This window comes from Limnoraphis robusta CS-951, from assembly GCF_000972705.2.
Window position 1 is genome coordinate 14,310 of record NZ_LATL02000345.1, and the last position, 21,184, is coordinate 35,493.

A 21,184-nucleotide genomic window follows, 5' to 3' on the forward strand; every position below is an offset into this window, starting at 1 on the left:
TAGGGGGATAAACTGGGAAATTTAGGGGGGATAAAGTCCCCCTTTTTAAGGGGGATTTAGGGGGATCTTCCATTATCCCACATCTTCCCAAATCTCCCGATTAATCTCACTCAAAATATTCTCCAACTCCCCATCGAATGTTTTATTAATGCGATTAAACCCACCCATAGACTTAAACTGTCCCTGTTCAAACGCCGCCTTATCAACTATCGTTTCTAATTTTAACTGCTTTCCAATACGTTCTAACCATTTGCGTTGGGGTTCAGTCCAACTGCGAGAGGCGATGATTTTGGAGATCGCTTTATCCACCCTTTCAGTATAAGATATTAAAGCATCACCCAGCGCAGCCTGACGAATAAATCCGATAATAGAAGCGGCGATATCCTGGTTTGTTGTTTCTCGCCAAGCCGTTTGTAAAGTAATTTCCGAATATCCCGCATTATCTAACAATAACTTTACCTCTTTTAACTGACTTCGCGTTAACTCACGGGGACGTTGTACCACCGCCATCAAAGCCGTAATTTGGTTAATATTCTCGTTCAAAAAGGTACGGAAACTGTCGAGATAATCTTGCGGTTTCTCCGCCTTCCCGTAACCCCGTTCAACTCGAATCACTCGGTCAACATGGCGAGAAATCAAAAGCGGTTTTCTTCCGCCATCTTTTCGATCCAACAACTCCGCGATCGCCTTTTTATCCCCAAACCATTCTACCACCTCTCGGGGAGAACTGCGCTTCAAATATTTTGCCATATCCGTTATCGACATTCCCGCCAAAGTTTCAAGCTGTTCTTTGCTATCCCCACTTAGATAGCGTCGCTTTTGTTGAAACTTCGCTAAGAATTGGTCTACAATCNCTGTCGAGATAATCTTGCGGTTTCTCCGCCTTCCCGTAACCCCGTTCAACTCGAATCACTCGGTCAACATGGCGAGAAATCAAAAGCGGTTTTCTTCCGCCATCTTTTCGATCCAACAACTCCGCGATCGCCTTTTTATCCCCAACCCATTCTACCACCTCTCGGGGAGAACTGCGCTTCAAATATTTTGCCATATCCGTTATCGACATTCCCGCCAAAGTTTCAAGCTGTTCTTTGCTATCCCCACTTAGATAGCGTCGCTTTTGTTGAAACTTCGCTAAGAATTGGTCTACAATCTCCGGTAACGCCTGAACATTCTGCACCGTCGAAAGTTCATCAACCAGTTGACTAAAACTAATCTGAGGATTGACGACAACAGGCTTCATACTGGAAAGCAGACCAATCCCCTCATACAATTTTACCGCATCAAACACCCGGAAAACTGTTTTCCCAATCTCATCACATCGCCGAGTCGCCCTTCCCAACATTTGTTCATACAAAATCCGAGAATTCACCCGCCGCATAAACACCACATTACAAATCGCAGGCACATCAATTCCCGTCGTTAATAAATCTACCGTCACCGCAATTTTAGGACTAGCTTCGTTCTTGTATCGCCGAATCAATTCTAAAGGTTTATCCGCCGTTCCCGTAATCTTCTTAACCTCCTCATCATCAACACTTCCGTACTGAGTTTGTAGCGCCCGTTTTAACAAATAAACCACTAAATCAGCATGGCGATCTGTTGCACAAAAAATTAACGTTTTTTCCGGTAAACTTGGGTCAAGATATTCAGCAAGTTGCTCACAAACCACCTGATTAAACGATTCAGTAATCACCCGCCTGTTAAACTGTTCAATCTCGATTTTTATCTCATCCGGCGCGTGAACCAAATCAATTTTACCCGTTTTCGGGTCAAAATATTCTAGATTTTCTCCCGGTTGCCAAACCATCCCCGTTTCCGATAATTCCGTTATAATTTGTATCGGAGGTTCGTAATCAATTAACCAACCCTCCATCACCGCTTCTCGATAACTGTAAGTAAAAACCGGATCACCAAAAATCTGAGTCGTGTGCAAAGCAGGCGTCGCCGTCAAGCCAATTTTCACCGCATCAAAATAGTCAAGAACACGCTGATACTTAGAAATATAATCGGAAAAATCCCGAAAGGTTAACTCATTTTNAATTTGTATCGGAGGTTCGTAATCAATTAACCAACCCTCCATCACCGCTTCTCGATAACTGTAAGTAAAAACCGGATCACCAAAAATCTGAGTCGTGTGCAAAGCAGGCGTCGCCGTCAAGCCAATTTTCACCGCATCAAAATAGTCAAGAACACGCTGATACTTAGAAATATAATCGGAAAAATCCCGAAAGGTTAACTCATTTTCGCTTAACTCCTTGTCGAGTACATATCCCCGATGACATTCATCGACAATAATACAATCATACTCATCAACTTTGGGAATATTAGTCTCATCACCCGGATAAAACAACCGTTTCACAAACCCTTGAACCGTCGCAATATTTAACTTTGTATCCGTGTCAATTTGATGATCTGTTAACTCCCGAATTTCAAAAATATCACTAAAGGTTTGCAAACTTTCTAACCGAGTTTCTTTAAACGCATTCGCCGCTTGTTCCCCCAATGCAGTTCGATCTACTAAAAACAAAACCCGCCGAAACCGCTTGGATTTTAATAACCGATAAACCAAAACAATACTCGTCTTTGTCTTTCCCGTTCCCGTCGCCATTGCTAACAGCAAATTGCGTTTATTTTTTGCTAACGCTGCTTCTAGCGTTTGAATCGCTTTAACTTGATATTCTCGCAAATCAATGTTATAATTAAAAGGTTCGGTTTCTAATTGTTCGTGGGCGGTTTCTACATCCTGAGAAAGTAACGCTTTCAACCCTTCAGGACTGTACCACCCCCTCAACGAACGCCGTAAATTATCCGGTTTGCGAACATCACAAAACCAAATTCCGCTTTGCATTTGGAGTTGATGGAGGTACTCCCGCCCGTTGGTAGCAAAGACAAACGGAACCCGATATTCTCCCCAATTTCCTAATAAGATTTCATCCCCTTTTTTTCGATAACTTCGACTGTACCGCTTGGCCTGGTCAACCGCCCCAGAAACATCTTTAATTTGACGTTTGGCTTCCACAACCCCCACCACCTGAAGCCCCACAAACAAAACATAGTCCGCCCGTCCCTGAGTTGTCGGCCATTCTGCGATCGCCAAATTCTCAGATTTTTGGGGGCGAGTTCCGTTAGAATAAGTTAGGCTGGACGAATCAACTCTCCACCCTGCCAAGCGCAATTGGGCGTCAATTAAACGGCGGGTTTCCCTCTCGTCGAGGTCAATTTGAGTTTCGGCGTCTTGGGCGGGTTTTACAGCCTGTTCAACCCGTTGGGGAGACTGGGCGACATTGGTAGCTTGCAGATGTTGGAGTCGTTTTGAGGTTTTTTCGACCTCCGCTTCGGCTTCTTTGAGGAGTTCTTCGGCAATTTGTCGCAGTTCTTCTTCTTGTTGGGCTTTGGCTTTGGCGAGTTCGGCTTCGGTGAGATATTGGGCGGCTTCTATTCGTAATTTTTTTAATTCTTGCTGAACTGCAACGGTTTCCTCTGTGGGGTCAGGAGGCGGAATAAACGCCCCGGCTTTAAATTGGCTGTCAGAAGCAAAAGTCCGATGAAACCATATCCCCAGTTGTCGGGCGTATTTAAGGTTACTGAGGGCGGTTCGGTGGTCGCCTGTGAGGTTGTGGGTGGCGTCGTTTCCGGCTTTTCGCAGTTCGTGAAATAGGGGTTCGACGTTACCGGGGATGAGGTTATTAGAAGACAGGCGCCGGAGGAGGTCGAGTTGGGGTTCTGCGGGGTCGGTATAAAGTCCAACGTTGGCGGCGACGAGTTGGGCGAGAAGTTCCCCAAACTGTCGCAATTTCATTAAACAGGTGATGGGGTCTTCTTTGAAGTAGGCTTCTGCAACAGTTGCGAGGCGAACCAGTTGGGGGTCATGTTGTTGGAGAAAGGCGAAGTTGGGTGAGGGAACTCGCATAGGATAGTTTAAAATGGAAAAATAGGAGTTGAAAAAGTTTTCACTCTGTTTCCAAGTTAAACAATGTTTTTCTGGTTCAGCCTCAGTAATATCACGGTTTTTTTGAAGAAGAACAATCCCAATTAGCACTCCGGGGCAATCTTAAGGTACAAAGAGATTAACGTCTAATGACATCGGAGATACCGTGAGGGTGAAAACTCTTGTCCTATACATTGCCTATAAATATGGGCGGAGAGAGACTCGAACTCTCACGACTTTCATCGCCACATTTTGAGTGTGGTGCGTCTACCAATTTCGCCACCCGCCCTTTTGGGTAACTTCGTTATTATACACCCTTAAGTTTCCTTTTAGCAAGTCTTGATAATCTGAACTACTCGACCAGCGATCAATTTCTCGAACCCGCAGCACCGGGAGAGGATGAGTCAGTTGAGAAGATTGAGCTTGTTTGAGCAACTCTCCGAGTTCATCCTTGCTCATCTCGTCATAGGCTTTGGCTTGAGCTAAAAACGCATCCAGATTCAATTTTGAAGCCAAACTGGGAGAACCCCCGGATAATTTCATCAACACAGACATCACCGTGCGAGGGTTTTGAGTCGCCAACAGAGCGGCGCGATCGCAAGTAAACTCAGCACACCGCAACCATTCTAAAATCTGAGCCTGTAAGCCTTGAGTCAGAACCGCACCCCAAGGCGATAACTGTCCTGCGGCTAAAACCAGCAAATTCGCCAACGTTAAATAAACCCCATGTTCACACTTGAGATGACCCAACTCGTGAGCAATAACCGCTTGAATTTCTTCGGGAGTCAACAATTCAATTAAAGACGTATGAATAACAATAAACGGCTTTTCACCCCGCATTGCAAACGTATAAGCATTCGGAACCGGATGTTGACGAATATAAAGTTGAGGCGGTTCTAAATCCAACGTCTGACAAGCATTCAACAGCAATTGATGAAGATCAGGAAGTTGCTGTTCGCCAACTAAAACACTGGAAGCAATATTTTCCAAATAAAAAAACCGTTCGCCCAAAGAACCCAAAAACTGGCGCACCAATACATCCAGACCTGGAATTTGCTTAAGGGAACTCGTCGCTTGCAGGTCAAGGGGATGACGAAAATGATCAGCTTTTAAGCCCAGTAAAGGCAGTGTAGAAAGAGTCATAGGAATCAATCGGTGCAATCTCAAGATAATAACGGAACGCGAAAGTCAGTTTAGTTGAAAAACTCATAACCAATTTCTAGTTTAAGCCGAATTTGATTACTTATCGATCAACTTCCCTAACCCCTCTCCCTAAAATACTCCTTTTTCTGATAACTTTTTCCAATCAATTACAGATCAATAGTTTTAAAATTCAAAAACTTGTTAAGAATGATTACATTTTTATCGCTAACTCTTCTCAAGAATTTGACAGCAGAATCGGGGTTCTGGTAGAGTGAACAAAATGATAATTACAGGCTTGTTCTATCTTATTGCCAAAATACACCCGATAAACCCCATAATATCGTCGCTTTTAGGGGAGTTGAAGGGAAAAATGCAAGTTGACGATGCACGAATTTTACCCTCTATCTCTACAGGTCTGAGGTTAGGGGATTGACAAACATCACATTTTATGCAGGAGTTTCAGGTGAAAAAATCGGCCTTTTTTGGGAGGGGGTTGACAACGCCAGACTGAGGGCTTAAACTGGTGTGTAGGGGTTAACTCGTGTATATACTTGACTTTTTATTCAATACCCGCCCCAAAAAAGCAAAAATCCCCAAACCATCAGGCAGGGGAATCAAAACAACAGCGAAGACAATTAGACCTTTTCAGGTTCAACAGAAGGCTCAATTCGCACAATATTCGCACCCAATTTTTTCAACTTCTCCTCAAACTTCTCATAACCGCGATCGAGGTGATGTAAGCCTTGAATGGTGCTAGTACCTTCAGCAGCCAAAGCCGCTAAAACCAGAGCCGCAGAAGCTCGCAGATCCGAACCAATCACCGGAGCGCCCGACAACATCGGAACTCCGCGAACAATGGCTGTATTTCCTTTAACTCGAATATCAGCCCCCATGCGACTCAGTTCAGGAACATGATGCAAACGGTTCTCAAACACCGTTTCTGTGATCAAACTATTGCCTTCACAGAGCGTCAATAACGCCATAAAAGGAGCCTGTAAATCAGTGGGAAAACCGGGATAGGGGAGGGTTTCAATATCAGTAGCGACGTGTTGTTCTCCAGGAGAGACGCGGATGCAGTTAGGGGATTCCATAATAATATGAACGCCAATTTTCCGCAATTTAGAAATAGCTGCCGTGATATGTTCAGGAATCACCGGAGACAGTAAAATTTCAGATCGGGTAATGGCTCCCGCAATCAAAAACGTTCCCGCTTCAATGCGATCCGGGATAATCGAATAATCAACATCATGCAGACGGGGAACGCCAGAAATCACTAAAGTTTTAGAACCCGCCCCGCTAATTTTTGCCCCCATCGCCCTACAGAAGTTGGCTAAATCAACCACTTCAGGTTCTTGAGCCGCATTTTCAATAATACTTTCCCCTTCCGCGAGGGTAGCCGCCATCATCAGGGTTTCAGTCGCGCCAACACTCGGATAATCGAGATAAATTTTTGCACCCTTCAAGCGACCATTTCCGGGAACCGCCGCATGAACGACACCATGTTCGATGTGAACATCAGCGCCCATCGCCCGCAGTCCTTGAACATGAAGATTAACAGGTCTAGCGCCGATCGCACAACCGCCCGGTAACGGCACCTTAGCTACGCCTAAACGGGCGAGTAGCGGCCCAATCACAAAAAAGCTGGCTCTGAGTTTGCTGACTAACTCATAAGGAGCTTGAGAGGTAGAAATCTGAGCGGCGTTGATGTCGATCACATCGCCCTGTTGCTCAAATTTCACTCCAACGGAGGAGAGCAGCTGGCCCATCCGAGCCACATCAACCAGAGAGGGAACGTTGCGAATGCGACAATCCGACGGACAAAGTAATGCACCCGCTAAAATCACGAGAGCCGCATTTTTGGCTCCACTGATTTGAACGTGTCCTTGCAGTTGAGTGCGCCCAGACACCTGCAAGACAGGTTGATTGGGATCGGATGCAGATGAGAGTTTGGATGAGCTAAGAGCGAGTTTAATGGGTCTACCCTCCAATAATTTAAATGGTAAGAAAACATTCTTTAATTTTTGTTCTGATTCTACAGGAAAGCTGTCAGATGTCTAGGGGTCATGGCCCAAAGATTTTCACAGATCGCCTGTAATCGATTACCAGTTCTTGAGATCGACTCTAAAATCTAAGCATGACAAACCGTTCAGGTAGCGCACGATGGAAATTGGTATTCCTAAAGAGATTAAAGATCAAGAATTTCGAGTCGGTTTGAGTCCGAGTAGTGTTCGAGTTTGTACCGAAAGAGGTCATCGTCTGTTCGTTCAAGCCGACGCCGGAGCCGCAGCAGGCTTTACCGATGAGGATTATCAAAACGCAGGTGCAGAGATAGTCTCAACCCCCGAAGAGGCTTGGAACCGTGAAATGGTGGTGAAGGTTAAAGAACCCCTGCCCCCAGAATACCCCCTGATTCAAAAAGGTCAACTGTTGTTTACCTATCTTCACCTGGCGGCCGATCGCATCCTGACTGAAAACCTGATCAAGAGCGGAGTCTGTGCGATCGCCTATGAAACGGTAGAACTGACCGATGGGAAACTGCCTTTACTGACTCCGATGAGTATCATTGCGGGTCGTTTATCCGTGCAGTTTGGCGCCCGCTATCTCGAACGTCAGCAAGGAGGTCGCGGTGTTCTCCTGGGTGGGGTTCCCGGTGTGAAACCCGCTAAAGTGGTGATTCTGGGGGGAGGTGTTGTCGGAACGGAAGCGGCTCGAATTGCAGTGGGAATGGGTGCGATCGTTCAGATTTTAGATGTCAATGTTGAGCGGTTGAGTTATTTAGAAACCCTGTTTGGTTCCCGAGTCGAATACCTCTACAGCAATCCCTCTCAAATCGACAAAATCGTTCCTGATGCAGATCTGCTCATCGGTGCCGTCTTGGTCTTAGGACGACGCGCTCCTATACTTGTTCCCCGGTCTTTGGTAGCTCAGATGCGTCCTCGTTCTGTGATTATTGATGTAGCCGTTGATCAGGGGGGATGTGTGGAAACGCTACGCCCGACTTCACACACAAATCCGACTTATACCGAAGAAGGAGTTGTTCACTATGGGGTTCCAAATATGCCCGGAGCGGTGCCTTGGACAGCAACACAGGCACTAAACAACAGCACTTTATCCTATGTCTTACAATTAGCCGATCAGGGCGTGAAGGCTCTCACAGTCAATCCGGCTTTAGCTAAGGGATTAAATGTGGAAAATCATCAATTAGTGCATCCGGCTGTCCGAGAAGTGTTTCCTGACTTGATTTAACGGTTTTCTGCTCAAAATCGTTTGAGAAATCCAGCGATCGCCCCAGTTTTTCCAGTTTTTCGAGCAGTTTCACTTCTTGAGCTTGTAAACTGGACGATCGCTTAGATAAAATAAGATTGAACGATCAGAGTGCGCTCTACACCCATTTGTTGTTGGAATCATTTCTTGGTGATCACAGTGAGTCCTTTTCTATCTATTACAACAGCCAGCCCATGATCGAAGAAACTTCTATTATCTACACCGCTAAAACTCAGCGCTCTTCCCGACTCAACCATGAAGTCATTATCCTCGATCTCGAAACTGAAGAATACTATGGCTCTCAATGGGTAGGAGCAACCATCTGGATACTGCTCTCCCAACCCCGTACTGTTAAAGAAATTCGGGAGCTGATTTTATCAAGATATCAGGTAGACCCCCATCAATGTGATCGCGATTTGATGAATTTCTTATTACAATTACAAGCCAATGGACTGATCAAACTCAGTCCTTCTCCTTCTCCCCTTTCTCGGTTGCTGCATCGGGTGACTCGAAAAGTTGAAAAATTGTTGAATAATATCCTCAATAGTCAGCAAGGTTGGGGAAGTCAATATCTAAAATTTTCCGCTCAAGCAGGAGCTACGATGATGTCTAAACTCCCCTACCAAACTCCTGTCTTAACTTATTGCGGTTCTAATCATCCCTCGCTTTATGGCTAAGGGAGAAATATAGCAGTTTTTTTATCGGTAAACTTACCACGATCGACACGAAGACACCAAGATTTTTTCTGAGTATTTTCTGTGTTGAGTGTGGTTTTTATTTTTGGGGGTTCAGGGTTATCAAAATTTCTGAACTTCCCCTTTATAGCAGAAGTCAGGAGACAGAAGACAGGAGACAGAATTGAAACCTTTATCATAAAAGGATTTGACAGAAAAACAGTGTCCTAATCAAAGGCTTCGACTGCTATAAAACTGGGATGCTTCATTAACCCTCAACAGCAACAAGTCGCAATTGATCGCCCTAGACAAAATCTGGAAGTGCGAAATCTTACCACTGAATGATCGGGTGAAGAACTCTTACCAAGATTTAGCTTGAATTGATCTCCATATTTGTAAATCATACCCTGTCCAGATAATTAGTGATAAAAAACTTTCTCCTCCTCCTCCTCTTTCTTCTTCTTTATTTCCTCCTGACTCCTGACTCCTGACTCCTAACTCCTAACTCCTAACTCCTAACTCCTGACTCGGTGACTCCTGACTCGGTGACTCCTGACTCCTGACTCCTGACTCGGTGACTCCTGACTCGGTGACTCCTCTATTTGAGTCTCACAAATACCGTCGCCTTCCCTACTCCATCAACTGTTCCTGCACTACTAATCGTAAGCGATCGCAAGTGATCAAAAAACGGTTTTGCGGATAATTCTAACAATTTTAGCAAGGGAATTTGTTGCTTCAAAAATCCAACACTCGCTTCCCAGTCGAGAAAGAAATAGCCATCATTTGCTTTTGGTAAACGTTCAAAAGCGATCTGAAATTCCGGATCATCGAGTAGAGTTCCCGTTTGAGTTGCTATCAGTAGATTATTCATCGCTTCAACGGAAGTCGTGAAAATCTCATAATCTCCAACTGTAGCGTGAACTCCTCTTGGTTTGGCTTCTAAAACCTGCGGGTTAAAATCTGTTATCTCAGCAGGATCAGGAATTGAATTTAAGGTTGTCCAAGCCGTTAGGGTGCGTTCCCCTAGTTCAAAAGTTCCTAGACTATAACCCTCTTCTGTGGCGAGTTCATCTAAATGTTTGATCGCATCAATGGCTTGAGGGGATAGTCTTTCTGCAACAAAAATCCAATCCGGTTTTTGTGTTTGCTTTTCGGGAGAAGGAGGAATCATTGCTAAAGCATATTCTCCTGTTACCCAAGTTAAGATATCCTGGGGTAAATCTAAACCCCAAATCTCTTTAATCACGCTAATCGGTTGATTGACTAAATTTTCTAAGCCGGAATTTCCAGCAAGGGTTGCAGATAGTTGTTCCCAAAGATGATTGAGATCAACACCTGCGATCGCAAACGCACTTGCACCTGTAATATATTGCCAAGCTTTTGCAGGTTCAGACAGCAAAGGTGCTACTGATTTTTCATCTTCTTCTCCGGTTTTCACTAAAGCGGTTTGTGCTAATAATCCTTGAGGACTCAAGCTTAGAGATATCGTTAAACTGGGCTGAGAAGGGAGATTAACGGCTGTATTTTCCCAGTCTAGTCCCCAACTGCCTAAATTCACAAACGCTAAACCAACGCGACTTGAGGGGAGTTGTTCTAGCGCTCGTTGATAGGCGGGAGACTGACTTAAACTTAAAGTATTTGCCTGTAAATTGTTAATAGCTTCTCGCAATATTTTCGGAGAATTTGCTACTAATANAAATTCACAAACGCTAAACCAACGCGACTTGAGGGGAGTTGTTCTAGCGCTCGTTGATAGGCGGGAGACTGACTTAAACTTAAAGTATTTGCCTGTAAATTGTTAATAGCTTCTCGCAATATTTTCGGAGAATTTGCTACTAATACGAAACGATTTATAATAGCAGTGCTTAACGAAGGTGATCCGTTATCATTCGGTTGACGATAGGAGACTGTAACCCCTTTGTAGGGTTTCAATACCAGATCATATCCTTGTGATTGCTGTTGTTGCCAAAACTGATCTAAAGTGGTTGTAGCCAGTTCGATATCGGAAGCCGATAAAACAAATAAATAGCCCGGTTGTTCGCCGTTTTTGAAGTTGCGATCAATATCTGTTGTCATCAATGCCAGCGTCGTTTCATTGCCTAACCAGGGTTGAATATCACGATTGTAGTTAAAATCGGTATTGGCGAGTAGAATTTTCTTGAGACGATTAAATTCATTGTGCGATCGCAAACGTTCAGTCGGTGTGGCTAATACCTGTTCAAAGGCTTCAATGCGATCGGGGTTAACCAGTAACGATACCATCACCGGAACCGTTTTAGGTACAAAGACAGCCGCCGTTGGCGTTGCTGTTACCCCACCTGTTACCGCAACCAGTGGACTTTCACCCAATAACTTGTACAATGTACCGATACCCAGCAGCAAGATCGCCACTGAACTCACCGCTAAAATTGCAAAAAACGAACGAAGCTTCATAAGAAGATTTGAAAATTAGGGCATTTTACAGGGGGTTAACCTGGGAAAGTATGGGTTTCCTCTATCCCAATTTGGGGCGGAACTCCGGGGAATGGTTCAGAATGCGACGGGTTGCAATTCTCACCGCCCCAGTCCATAGTTTAATATGCAGTGGGCGTTTGAGGCTATGATCACAGAAGATAGGGAGATCAACAGATAGGGAGTTGGGGAGATCGTATAACTGCAAAGGCTGGTGAGTCTCAAGGGCGGGTTGATATCAGTGATCGCGCTAGAGACATACATCAAGTCGGAGGCGCACCCCTACGCTTACGGGTGACTGAAAAGACGGGAGACTGTTATGATTGCAAAGGTGCAGTTACCCTGTGTAAGGAACATCGAACATCTGAGCCATTGCATTTTGAGTGAGTTGAACACAATTGACAACAACTTCTAACGAACTCTAAGACCTTGCTCAACTAGAATTAACAATTAATAGACTCCTCACAAACCGACCTATGCTCATCAAGAAGTCTCCCCAACCCCTGCGTTGGCAGCGAACTCGATATTCACCCCTGACTCGACAAATTGATGTATTTAGTGCCGCCGGAAAATTTATTTTTTTCCTGTGGTGGGATCGGTTTGTGGTTAATAATAGTTCTAAACAAAAGCGTAAACGCGCCCAATGGTTAGTTAAAACTATGCTTGATCTTGGCCCGACTTTTATTAAAATTGGTCAAGCGTTATCGACTCGGGCTGATATTTTACCCATAGAATATGTAGAAGAATTAGAAAAGTTACAAGATCAAGTTCCCCCTTTTCCGACGACTGAAGCGATCGCTATTATTGAGTCAGAATTGGGAAATACTCTGTTTAGTTTATATCGAGATTTTAATGAACGTCCTCTAGCCGCAGCCAGTCTCGGGCAAGTTCACAAAGCCAGACTGCATACGGGAGAAGATGTCGTTGTCAAAGTTCAACGTCCGGGTTTAAAACAATTGTTTGATTTGGATGTGGAAGCGATTCGGAAAATCGTTAAATTTTGTTATCGATATTTTGACTGGGCTAAAATTTATGATATTGAAGCAATTTATAATGAGTTTTTTATTATCCTTTATCAAGAGATAGATTATATTAAAGTTTTCGGAAAGGTTTTCATGCAAAAGGCAAAAGGGAGGAATTTGCGAAAGTCTAATAAGGCTTTTCACCATTCTTCGTTTCTGTGCTTATGTAAATAAACCTGCNTATTTTGACTGGGCTAAAATTTATGATATTGAAGCAATTTATAATGAGTTTTTTATTATCCTTTATCAAGAGATAGATTATATTAAAGAAGGGAAAAATGCGGATAGATTTAGAGAAAATTTTAAAAACTATCCCGATATCATTGTTCCTAAAGTTTATTGGGAATATGCCACTCATAAAGTCCTAACAATGGAATATTTACCCGGAATTAAAATTGATAACCGCAAACAAATAGAAGCTTCTGGCTTGGATACGAAACGAATTAATCAAATAGGAATTTGCTGTTATCTCAAACAAATTTTGCAGGATGGTTTTTTTCAGGCTGATCCCCATCCCGGTAATATTGCGATCAATAAACAAGGAAGTCTGATTTTTTATGACTTTGGAATGATGGGTGAGATTAAATCTCTAGAAAAAGATGAGATGATTAGAACCTTTTTTGCAGTGATGAGAAAAGATACAGATGTGGTTTTAGATAGCTTGATCAAAATTGGTTTAATTGATCCGGTTCCTGATATGACTCCTGTTCGCCGACTGATTCGCTTTTTACTCGAAGAATTTACCGAAAAACCGATTGATTTTAAAGCATTTCATCAACTCAAAGAAGAAGTTTATATCATGTTTGAACAACAACCGTTTCGGCTGCCGGCGGAAATGACGTTTATTTTAAAGTCTTTAACAACACTCGATGGAATTGCACGTATTTTAGATCCAAAATATAGTTTAGTCGCGAGTGCGAGTCCTTTTGTGAAAAGCTTAACAACGCTTCCCAGTCACACGAATACTTTAGGAGAATTAGCCCGACAAGCCCGAGAATTTGTTAAATTTAAATTGCAACAACCCAGTAAAGCCGAACAGTTAATTCAACGCATAGAACAACGCATTGAAGAAGGAGAATTACGGGTTAGAGTTCGATCAGTCGAAAGCGATCGCGCTTTGAGGCGAGTCAATTTAGCCCTAAAAAGCTTGATTCATGCCTGTTGGAGTGGATTTGCCGGATTGTGTGGAATTGCCCTGTTAATTGGCAATTATAACGGCTGGGCGATCGCAATTTTAAGCTTATCGGGGTTGGGTTTATTTTTGTTTTTGCGATCGCTGTTTAATCTTTCGATCCGAGAACGACTGGATCGGATGACAGAATAGAATTATAGTAGGGAACAGGTTACAGTATTGTAGGGGCGGGTTCTACCCAGATGTATATTTCCTTACAGACAACCTACATAAACCCGCCCTAATTCTAATAGGGAACAGGTTACAGAAAAGGGTTTTAATTTTGTTAATTGTTAGGTACTTATCTTTGTTAGGAAAACCATTATGAACACAAACACAGCCCCTCGAATTAAATTTATCAAACAGCCCACTTCAACCGCTTGGTTAGAACAAGCTTTAGCGAATTTAGACACGATTTTACTAGATCATTCTCACTGTGAACGCAAAGCAGCCGGAGTCGCTTTAAACCTGATGTTTCGCTATCCTTCCAGTACAAAATTAATCCGAACGCTAACAGCAATTGCCCAGGAAGAACTCCAACATTTTGAACAAGTCAATCAATGGTTAGNAAACAGCCCACTTCAACCGCTTGGTTAGAACAAGCTTTAGCGAATTTAGACACGATTTTACTAGATCATTCTCACTGTGAACGCAAAGCAGCCGGAGTCGCTTTAAACCTGATGTTTCGCTATCCTTCCAGTACAAAATTAATCCGAACGCTAACAGCAATTGCCCAGGAAGAACTCCAACATTTTGAACAAGTCAATCAATGGTTAGATCGACGCGGAATTCCTTTAGCCCCCTTAGATGCACCGCCCTATGGTTCAGAACTCAATAAACAAATTCGTCGCCATGAACCCCAACGAATGCTTGATTTTTTATTAGTTTATAGCCTAATAGAAGCCCGCAGTCACGAACGTTTAGGGTTATTGGGCGCTCACTGTCCTGATGCAGAACTCGCGGCATTTTATCGCGGTTTAATGGCTTCTGAAGCGCGACATTATGGATCTTATTGGGTTTTAGCCACAACGTATTTTGACACAGAAGTTGTAACGGAACGCTTAGAAGAATTATCAGAAATCGAGAGTAATATTCTTTCGACTCCCTTTCCTAAACCGAGAATTCATAGTTAGTTTGGGGAGTTTTAAACAAAGAACATGAAAACCCAATATAAAGATTTTATCATTCGGTCTTGGGAAGTTGGCGATCGCGAAGCAGCTTTTCATTTAATTGCTGCTGTTTTAGCGGAATATGGGTTAGTTTCCGAAGCCACAGGAGCCGATGAAGATGTTTATAAAGTAGAAGAATTCTATCAACAGACAGGCGGTGAATTTTGGGTGGTTGAACAGCAAAATACAATCGTCGGTACTGCCGCCTATTATCCCATAAAACGAGGAAAAGATGCGGTAGAAATTCGCAAAATGTATTTACTTCCGTCTGTTCGAGGACAAGGATTAGGGAAATTTTTATTAACACATTTAGAGGAGAAAATCAAGGCTAAAGGGTTTCAAGAAGCTTGGATCGAGACAGCTAGCGTGTTAAAAGAAGCCGTTCAACTCTATGAAAGTCACGGTTATCAACCGACAACCGGAGTCGAAACCGAACGATGCGATCGCGTTTACAAAAAAGTGCTTTCTGTGGGATAATTGTACTCGGATTGAAACCTAAACTTAGTTTTAAAACCCTGTTCAACTTTCTAATCCAAGAATCAATGATCAGAGTTGGTCAATCTTAAAAAAACGGGGTTTATTGCGACTATGCCGACGGTTTATAACAGCATGAACGGATTGGGTGATACTCCACTGATTAGATGAAATTAATTTTAAAATGACTGTTAACCGTCTAAGTTAGGAGTCGAGATTGTTGGCTGATCAACAGTGAACTTTATCAGGGATAAATCTCCAGCGAGGGCTGAAAAAATCACTGAAACTGTTTAGAAGATTACACAGAGCAATCCCACTCCAACTTAAACAACAACAGCATCAATTAATCTTGTAGTAAATTGGCTTCAATCAGTCGAGCCATCATAGCAGCCCTGGAATTAACATCGAGTTTTTTGAACACACGACGTAAATGAGTCGCTACCGTCCAAGGGCTAATCCCAAGTTCTTTACCAATACATTTATTCGGTAAACCTTGAGCGACTAAACGAGCAATTGATTGTTCACGCGGACTGAGATTAACGGACTGATCATCTTGAGGACGTGAACGAACTAAATAGTAACGAATGCCATCAATATCTGATGCCAACACAATCTCATCGACAGATTCTTCAGTTCGTTGAAAAATAGGAAAGGCAATAGACTCATCGACTTGGTTTACAGCTTTCTTCAGCATTTCTTGAATGATCATAACTATTTNAACTAAATAGTAACGAATGCCATCAATATCTGATGCCAACACAATCTCATCGACAGATTCTTCAGTTCGTTGAAAAATAGGAAAGGCAATAGACTCATCGACTTGGTTTACAGCTTTCTTCAGCATTTCTTGAATGATCATAACTATTTCCCCTGAGGACAAAAACAGATACACTACATGAGGTTTGCTTGAACTTGCCGACCTTGGATGAGAGCTAATCGTGTTGATCGATGAGCTAGAGTTGACGAATGAACGACAAAAACGATTAGCCAGTAGGTATTGTAGATGCTCCCTAGAGTGAATAACAGAGTAATGCAACAAGGCTTAACCCCTGTATTCCTACATATATCTCTCTTTATATTGGTTATGCAGTTACCAGATGTTATAGCAGGGAATGGAGTAGATGCAGAAGTCAGAAGTCAAACTCTTTCTAGGCTATTGTTTTAAACAAAAGCGGGAGTCCTAATTGCAACTGGGCGACTGCTATAACAACGCTCGCCAAATTTTCACACCCCCCTCGCCGCGCAAAAGTTGAGGTGAAAGCCATCAAAGGGGAACAGTGAGACATTTATCCGCTATTATCGAAAGTTCAGATTGAGACGATAGAAAAGCCAATGTTTGCAAGATTCTTGAGTAAAACGGTTAACCTCCGATGGTTTCAGCACCGTCAAGGTCAGTCTATCTTACAGTTTATCAGTTTATTCTGTCTGTGCTGGTTTTTGGCGGTAAGCTGTACGCCTCGCCAAACTCAAACCAATACTTCTCCCCCTGCTGAGTCGAACCCTGGACGAATTACCATCGGTACAACGCTGAAAATTCGGACGCTCGATCCGGCTGATGCCTACGATGCTCTTTCTAATGATATCTTTTATAATGTCGGCGATCGCCTCTACACCTACGAACTGGGAACGACAAAACTGATTCCTCAACTAGCAACAGCTTTACCGACGGTGAGCGAAGATGGCTTAACCTATACCATTCCGGTGCGTCAGGATGTGGTTTTCCATGATGATACGCCGTTTAATGCTGAGGCGATGGTGTTTTCCCTGCGACGCTTTATTGAAAATGGCGGACAACCTGCATTTTTACTCTCGGATACCATTGACTCTATCCAAGCGACGGGAGACTATGAACTGACGATTAAGTTAAAACAGCCTTTTGCGGCGTTTCCTAACTTGTTAGCAGTAGCGGGAACTTGTGCGGTGTCTCCTAAAGCCTATGAGTTAGGATCAGGGAAATTTCAGCCACAAATTTTAGTGGGAACTGGGCCATATAAACTGGCTGAATATGGGGTTGATGTGGTTCGTTTGAATGGGTTTGATCAATATTGGGGTGAGAAACCGCAAAATCAAGGGATTGATATTCAACGCTTTTCAAGTTCAGCGAATTTGTTTAATTCGTTTCGGAGTAATGGGGTTGATGTGGCTTATCTTTCTCTTGATCCCGATCAAGTCAATAGTCTACAAGCTGACGCGGAAAAGGGCAAATGGCAGATGATTGTCGCCCAGGGAAATACGGTTAATTATATGGTGTTGAATCTCAATTCTGAACCGTTGAATAAACCGGAAGTTCGACAGGCGTTGGCGGCAATTGTGGATCGAAATTTGATTAATGAACGGGTGCTGCGCGGACAGGGAGAACCGCTTTATAGTATGATTCCCACGACATTTGAGAGTTATAAACCGGTTTTCAAAGACAGTTATGGAGATGCCAATACGGAAAAGGCGAAGGCGTTGTTAAAACAAGCGGGATATACTCCTGAAAATCCAGCCGTTGTAGAAGTTTGGTATGCCTCGAGTAATAATAAACGAGCGACGTTAGCGAGTACGTTGAAAGCCTTGGCAACTGAACAGTTAGAGGGAGCGTTGCAACTCGAACTCAAAAGCGTAGAAGCAACGACGGCTTTTGAGAAATTAGATAAGGGAGTTTATCCAACATTTCTATTAGATTGGTATGCCGATTTTTTAGATGCGGATAACTATTTACAACCGTTTTTAGATTGTGCGACAGGTTCAGCCGAAAAAGGTTGTGAACAAGGGGCGACGCAATCTCAGGGGTCGTTTTATTATAGCGATCGCGTCAATGAATTAATCGATCAACAGCGTCAAGAACAAAATCCCCAAGCCCGACAATTATTGTTTGATGAGTTGCAAACGATTCTGGCGAAAGATGTTCCTTATATTCCAATTTGGCAGGATAACAACTTTATTTTTGCCCACAATAATATTAGTGGAATTCAACCGCAGGCGACTCAACAATTGCCCTTTTGGACGATGAGCAAATCTTAACGGATTACCGGAGCATCGGGTTTGATTTCAAGGGGTCTTTGGAAACACAGGAACAAATTGAGAAGGAATCGGTCAAAGTGAATGAATGCTCACAGGAGAACTTCCGGAAACTTTGAGTAAAATCATTCCTTTGGGGGAAACAAATTCCCTCATTCGGATCATCCCAGTGAGGGAAGTCAATCTTTGTTTTTGAAGATATTCTAAAAGTAAATCAAACCAGATTTTCAGAAAGTCTGGGGGGAGAATCAAGTATGAAAATCCAATCTGTTGCCATAGGAATGTGTTGTATTCTAGGCTTAGGGGGAGTGAGTAACGCTATTATTGATCCCCCGGCGGCGATCGCTCAAACCAATCGAAATCGCACACCGAGAACCGTGTCTAGAGGGGAAGCGGTGTTAACAGATCGTGATCCCGACGCTAGGATCAATTTACGCACAGAACCGAGTTTGCGATCGCGAGTGCGAGGGTATGGTTTAGTGGGGGATCGGGTGGAAGTCCTCAAAGAAACCCGATCCGGTGAGGGACAGATGTGGTACGAGGTGAAATTCCTCAACTCCGGGGAAATCGGCTGGATACCGGGTGAGAATATTCGGGTTGGTACGGGTGGTTCGAGTACAGGTTCCTCCGGTTGGGGTGAGTCGATGCGGTTATCGCAACGGGGAGAAGGATCGTTTAGCCTCTCAGGACGTCGCGACTGGGAAATTGTACAGGTAACAGTGAATGTGGATAATGGAGATCAAGCCGAGTTAGGGTTTCGCTTGGATGATAACCGTTTGATCCGTTTGAGTGGAGATGTGGATCGACGGGATGCTTATACATTGGTGATTGATCTCGAAAGTTCGGGAAATGCGGATGCTTCGGGAACCGTTGATATTGAGTACGGGGCGAATAATTCGATTAGTAGCATTTTTGGGGATGGTCGTTTGGATGGTCAGCCCTTTTCGATTAGTTTTAATGGCGATTCGAGGAGGGGAAATTCTAATGATCCCAGTCGAGAATTTTTAGGTCAAAAAATCGAGAATGTGGTGCGTCAGTTGCGATCGCAGGGCTGGAAAGTGGTCGAAACGGGTTCGGGTCTCGTGAAGTTAGATCGGGAGCGATTGGGAATGGATATTAAGTTTAACCCCAGAACTCGCGCTGTGACATCTGTTCGCATGATTGACTGAATTGAGTGACTGTTAAATTTGGGGTGAAGCCGACGGTCAAACCCGATAAAATCAGGGTGTAGAAGATAATTTTTTGGGGATCAGAAGCAAAATTTAGGAACTTTTTATCTAAAGTTTGCAAGATGGGCGGATTTTTGTACAAGCGGTTTGAAGGAAACGATCAGAAGCTGGAGTCAGGGAGGATCAAAAGAGTCTAAGATGAACAATTACACGTTAAAGCTTGGTCAAAGTCTAACGGGTTTATTGCTAACGATAGGACTGTTTGCTGGGGGGGCAATTGACAGCCAAAAGGCAGTTTCCGCTCCGATGGTATCTGAAACTCTGACGACTCCGGCTTTACAAACGGACTTAGAAGGAACATCTTGGATTTTAGTCGAATGGATGGATAAAACATTACCCGATCCTTTAGAAACAACGAATCCAATTACTGCTAATTTTGTCGAAGGTCAGGTGAAGGGAACAGCAAGTTGCAATCGATATGTTGCTTCTTATAAGATGGAAGGCAATCAACTGAAGATTACCCCTGCTGCGACCACTCGTAAAGCCTGTATGGGAGATATTATGGATCGGGAATTTGCCTATCTCGCTGCTTTAGAGGGAACGCAGCAATATGAAATTAATGATCAGGGTCAACTACAAATCTCCTATGTAACTGATGGGGAAGCAGGTGTGATGACATTTGCACCTCAAGCGAGTGGTCAGCTTGAGAATACCACTTGGGTTTTAGTTTCTTTGGAGGAGGGAACGGTTTCGAGAATTCCCTTGAAAGGAACGGAAATTACTGCTAACTTTACAGAAGATCAGCTCAATGGTTTTAGCAGTTGTAACCAGTACATGACCAATTACACAAAGGAGGGAAATAAACTGAGTATTAATCCTTTTGCTACAACACGCAAAGCTTGTGCATCTGAGATTATGAAACAAGAATTTGAATATCTAATCTCACTCGAGGAAGCACAATGGTATGAAATTAGCCCTCAAGGTCAACTCAAAATTTCATACAAAGCAAAGGGAGGAACAGGTGTGATGACGTTTGTTCCCCAGGAAAAATAACGTCAGCCTCAGCAAATCATCACGCAAGAATCATAGGATTTTAAGGTTTGAGAGGGAGAAACAGGTTACAAGNTGAAACAAGAATTTGAATATCTAATCTCACTCGAGGAAGCACAATGGTATGAAATTAGCCCTCAAGGTCAACTCAAAATTTCATACAAAGCAAAGGGAGGAACAGGTGTGATGACGTTTGTTCCCCAGGAAAAATAACGTCAGCCTCAGCAAATCATCACGCAAGAATCATAGGATTTTAAGGTTTGAGAGGGAGAAACAGGTTACAAGATTAACGCTCAAGATCAACTGTAAATTGTCTACAATATAAAGCGAGGTTCTAGTTTTATGACCTTCCAAAGCGAACAAGCAACAATGAGTTCGACCACTGAAGAACGGGTGATTTATGTTGACTCTAAAGCGATTCACTGTACTGGACTCGTCTCCCAAGAATGTTTACAAGTTCGAGAAAGTCCTGAAGATGAATGGACGTTGTTTTATGATGCCATCAAAGGCTTTAATTATGAACCCGGTTACAACTATAAAATTCTAGTTGCTGAGAAAATCGTTGATAATCCCCCGGCGGATGCTCCTTTATTTCAATGGAGTTTGATTGAAGTTCTCAGCAAAACGGCTGTGAATTAACATCAATTTTACTTCTCCCCCTAACCC

Annotated in this window: 13 protein-coding genes, 1 tRNA gene and 6 pseudogenes; 11 read left to right on the forward strand and 9 right to left on the reverse strand. The window is 43.3% G+C overall.

Annotation, left to right across the window (positions count from 1 at the left end; genetic code table 11):
* Positions 1 to 72: 72 nt before the first annotated feature.
* The 6 genes and pseudogenes from WN50_RS37960 to murA all read right to left on the reverse strand — a co-directional run bounded on the left by WN50_RS37960 (position 73) and on the right by murA (position 7,059).
* Entirely contained in the window at positions 73 to 765 is a 693-nt protein-coding gene (locus WN50_RS37960; protein WP_082172602.1) for a type I restriction-modification enzyme R subunit C-terminal domain-containing protein, read from the reverse strand.
* A gap of 89 nt (positions 766 to 854) precedes the next feature.
* Positions 855 to 1,873, reverse strand: a pseudogene (locus tag WN50_RS37965) (helicase-related protein); the annotation flags it as partial.
* Positions 1,874 to 2,038: 165 nt separating this feature from the next.
* Positions 2,039 to 3,910 (reverse strand): annotated as a pseudogene (hsdR, locus tag WN50_RS37970) (type I restriction-modification system endonuclease); the annotation flags it as partial.
* 225 nt (positions 3,911 to 4,135) lie between these two features.
* Positions 4,136 to 4,217: transfer RNA gene (locus WN50_RS28960), tRNA-Leu, on the reverse strand.
* A complete protein-coding gene (locus WN50_RS32995; protein WP_072075659.1) occupies positions 4,196 to 5,071 on the reverse strand; it encodes a M48 family metallopeptidase in 876 nt (291 codons plus the stop codon). Before WN50_RS32995 ends, WN50_RS28960 begins: the two co-directional genes overlap by 22 nt.
* 635 nt (positions 5,072 to 5,706) lie before the next feature.
* Positions 5,707 to 7,059, reverse strand: a complete 1,353-nt coding sequence (murA, locus tag WN50_RS28975) for a UDP-N-acetylglucosamine 1-carboxyvinyltransferase (protein ID WP_046281775.1) — start codon at positions 7,057 to 7,059, stop codon at positions 5,707 to 5,709.
* 172 nt (positions 7,060 to 7,231) lie between these two features.
* On the opposite strand from murA, the gene ald reads away from it, so the two are divergent.
* Positions 7,232 to 8,317 (forward strand): alanine dehydrogenase, encoded by a 1,086-nt coding sequence (ald, locus tag WN50_RS28980; protein WP_046281774.1) that lies wholly within the window; start codon positions 7,232 to 7,234, stop codon positions 8,315 to 8,317.
* Positions 8,318 to 8,529: 212 nt separating this feature from the next.
* Complete coding sequence (locus WN50_RS31595) at positions 8,530 to 9,012, forward strand: PqqD family protein (protein WP_063847432.1); 483 nt, start codon at positions 8,530 to 8,532, stop codon at positions 9,010 to 9,012.
* 595 nt (positions 9,013 to 9,607) lie between these two features.
* Here the strand turns inward: WN50_RS31595 and WN50_RS37975 are convergent.
* Both WN50_RS37975 and WN50_RS37980 read right to left on the reverse strand, forming a co-directional pair.
* Positions 9,608 to 10,567, reverse strand: a complete 960-nt coding sequence (locus WN50_RS37975; RefSeq protein WP_425354853.1) for a DUF3352 domain-containing protein — start codon at positions 10,565 to 10,567, stop codon at positions 9,608 to 9,610.
* 138 nt (positions 10,568 to 10,705) lie between these two features.
* Positions 10,706 to 11,442 (reverse strand): annotated as a pseudogene (locus tag WN50_RS37980) (DUF3352 domain-containing protein); the annotation flags it as partial.
* Positions 11,443 to 11,936: 494 nt separating this feature from the next.
* On the opposite strand from WN50_RS37980, the pseudogene WN50_RS29005 reads away from it, so the two are divergent.
* The 5 genes and pseudogenes from WN50_RS29005 to WN50_RS29025 all read left to right on the forward strand — a co-directional run.
* Positions 11,937 to 12,464: pseudogene (locus WN50_RS29005) on the forward strand (ABC1 kinase family protein); the annotation flags it as partial.
* 199 nt (positions 12,465 to 12,663) lie between these two features.
* Positions 12,664 to 13,806 (forward strand): annotated as a pseudogene (locus tag WN50_RS29010) (ABC1 kinase family protein); the annotation flags it as partial.
* Positions 13,807 to 13,977: 171 nt separating this feature from the next.
* Positions 13,978 to 14,221: tRNA isopentenyl-2-thiomethyl-A-37 hydroxylase MiaE (gene miaE / locus WN50_RS29015; protein ID WP_049561633.1), on the forward strand; the 244-nt coding region annotated here is incomplete at its 3' end.
* A 1-nt stretch (position 14,222) separates the two neighbouring features.
* Positions 14,223 to 14,786 (forward strand): annotated as a pseudogene (locus WN50_RS29020) (MiaE family protein); the annotation flags it as partial.
* Positions 14,787 to 14,810: 24 nt separating this feature from the next.
* Positions 14,811 to 15,299: a GNAT family N-acetyltransferase gene (locus WN50_RS29025; protein WP_046279604.1), complete on the forward strand. Its 489-nt coding sequence runs from the start codon at positions 14,811 to 14,813 to the stop codon at positions 15,297 to 15,299.
* A 340-nt stretch (positions 15,300 to 15,639) separates the two neighbouring features.
* Here WN50_RS29025 and WN50_RS29030 read toward each other — a convergent pair whose 3' ends face one another.
* Positions 15,640 to 16,005, reverse strand: a complete 366-nt coding sequence (locus WN50_RS29030; RefSeq protein ID WP_046279603.1) for a LuxR C-terminal-related transcriptional regulator — start codon at positions 16,003 to 16,005, stop codon at positions 15,640 to 15,642.
* A 623-nt stretch (positions 16,006 to 16,628) separates the two neighbouring features.
* Here WN50_RS29030 and WN50_RS29035 point away from each other — a divergent pair.
* The 4 genes from WN50_RS29035 (at position 16,629) to WN50_RS29050 (ending at position 21,157) form a co-directional block, all read left to right on the forward strand.
* Positions 16,629 to 18,302 carry an ABC transporter substrate-binding protein gene (locus WN50_RS29035; protein ID WP_046279602.1) on the forward strand — a complete coding sequence of 558 codons (1,674 nt, stop codon included), beginning with the start codon at positions 16,629 to 16,631 and terminating at the stop codon, positions 18,300 to 18,302.
* Positions 18,303 to 18,553: 251 nt separating this feature from the next.
* A complete protein-coding gene (locus WN50_RS31230) occupies positions 18,554 to 19,468 on the forward strand; it encodes an SH3 domain-containing protein (protein ID WP_053221624.1) in 915 nt (304 codons plus the stop codon).
* 198 nt (positions 19,469 to 19,666) lie between these two features.
* The gene (locus tag WN50_RS29045) at positions 19,667 to 20,521 is read left to right on the forward strand and encodes an META domain-containing protein (protein ID WP_049561608.1); all 855 of its coding nucleotides are present in this window, start codon (positions 19,667 to 19,669) and stop codon (positions 20,519 to 20,521) included.
* Between the two features lie 366 nt (positions 20,522 to 20,887).
* Entirely contained in the window at positions 20,888 to 21,157 is a 270-nt protein-coding gene (locus tag WN50_RS29050) for a DUF4377 domain-containing protein (protein WP_235441174.1), read from the forward strand.
* Positions 21,158 to 21,184: the final 27 nt, after the last annotated feature.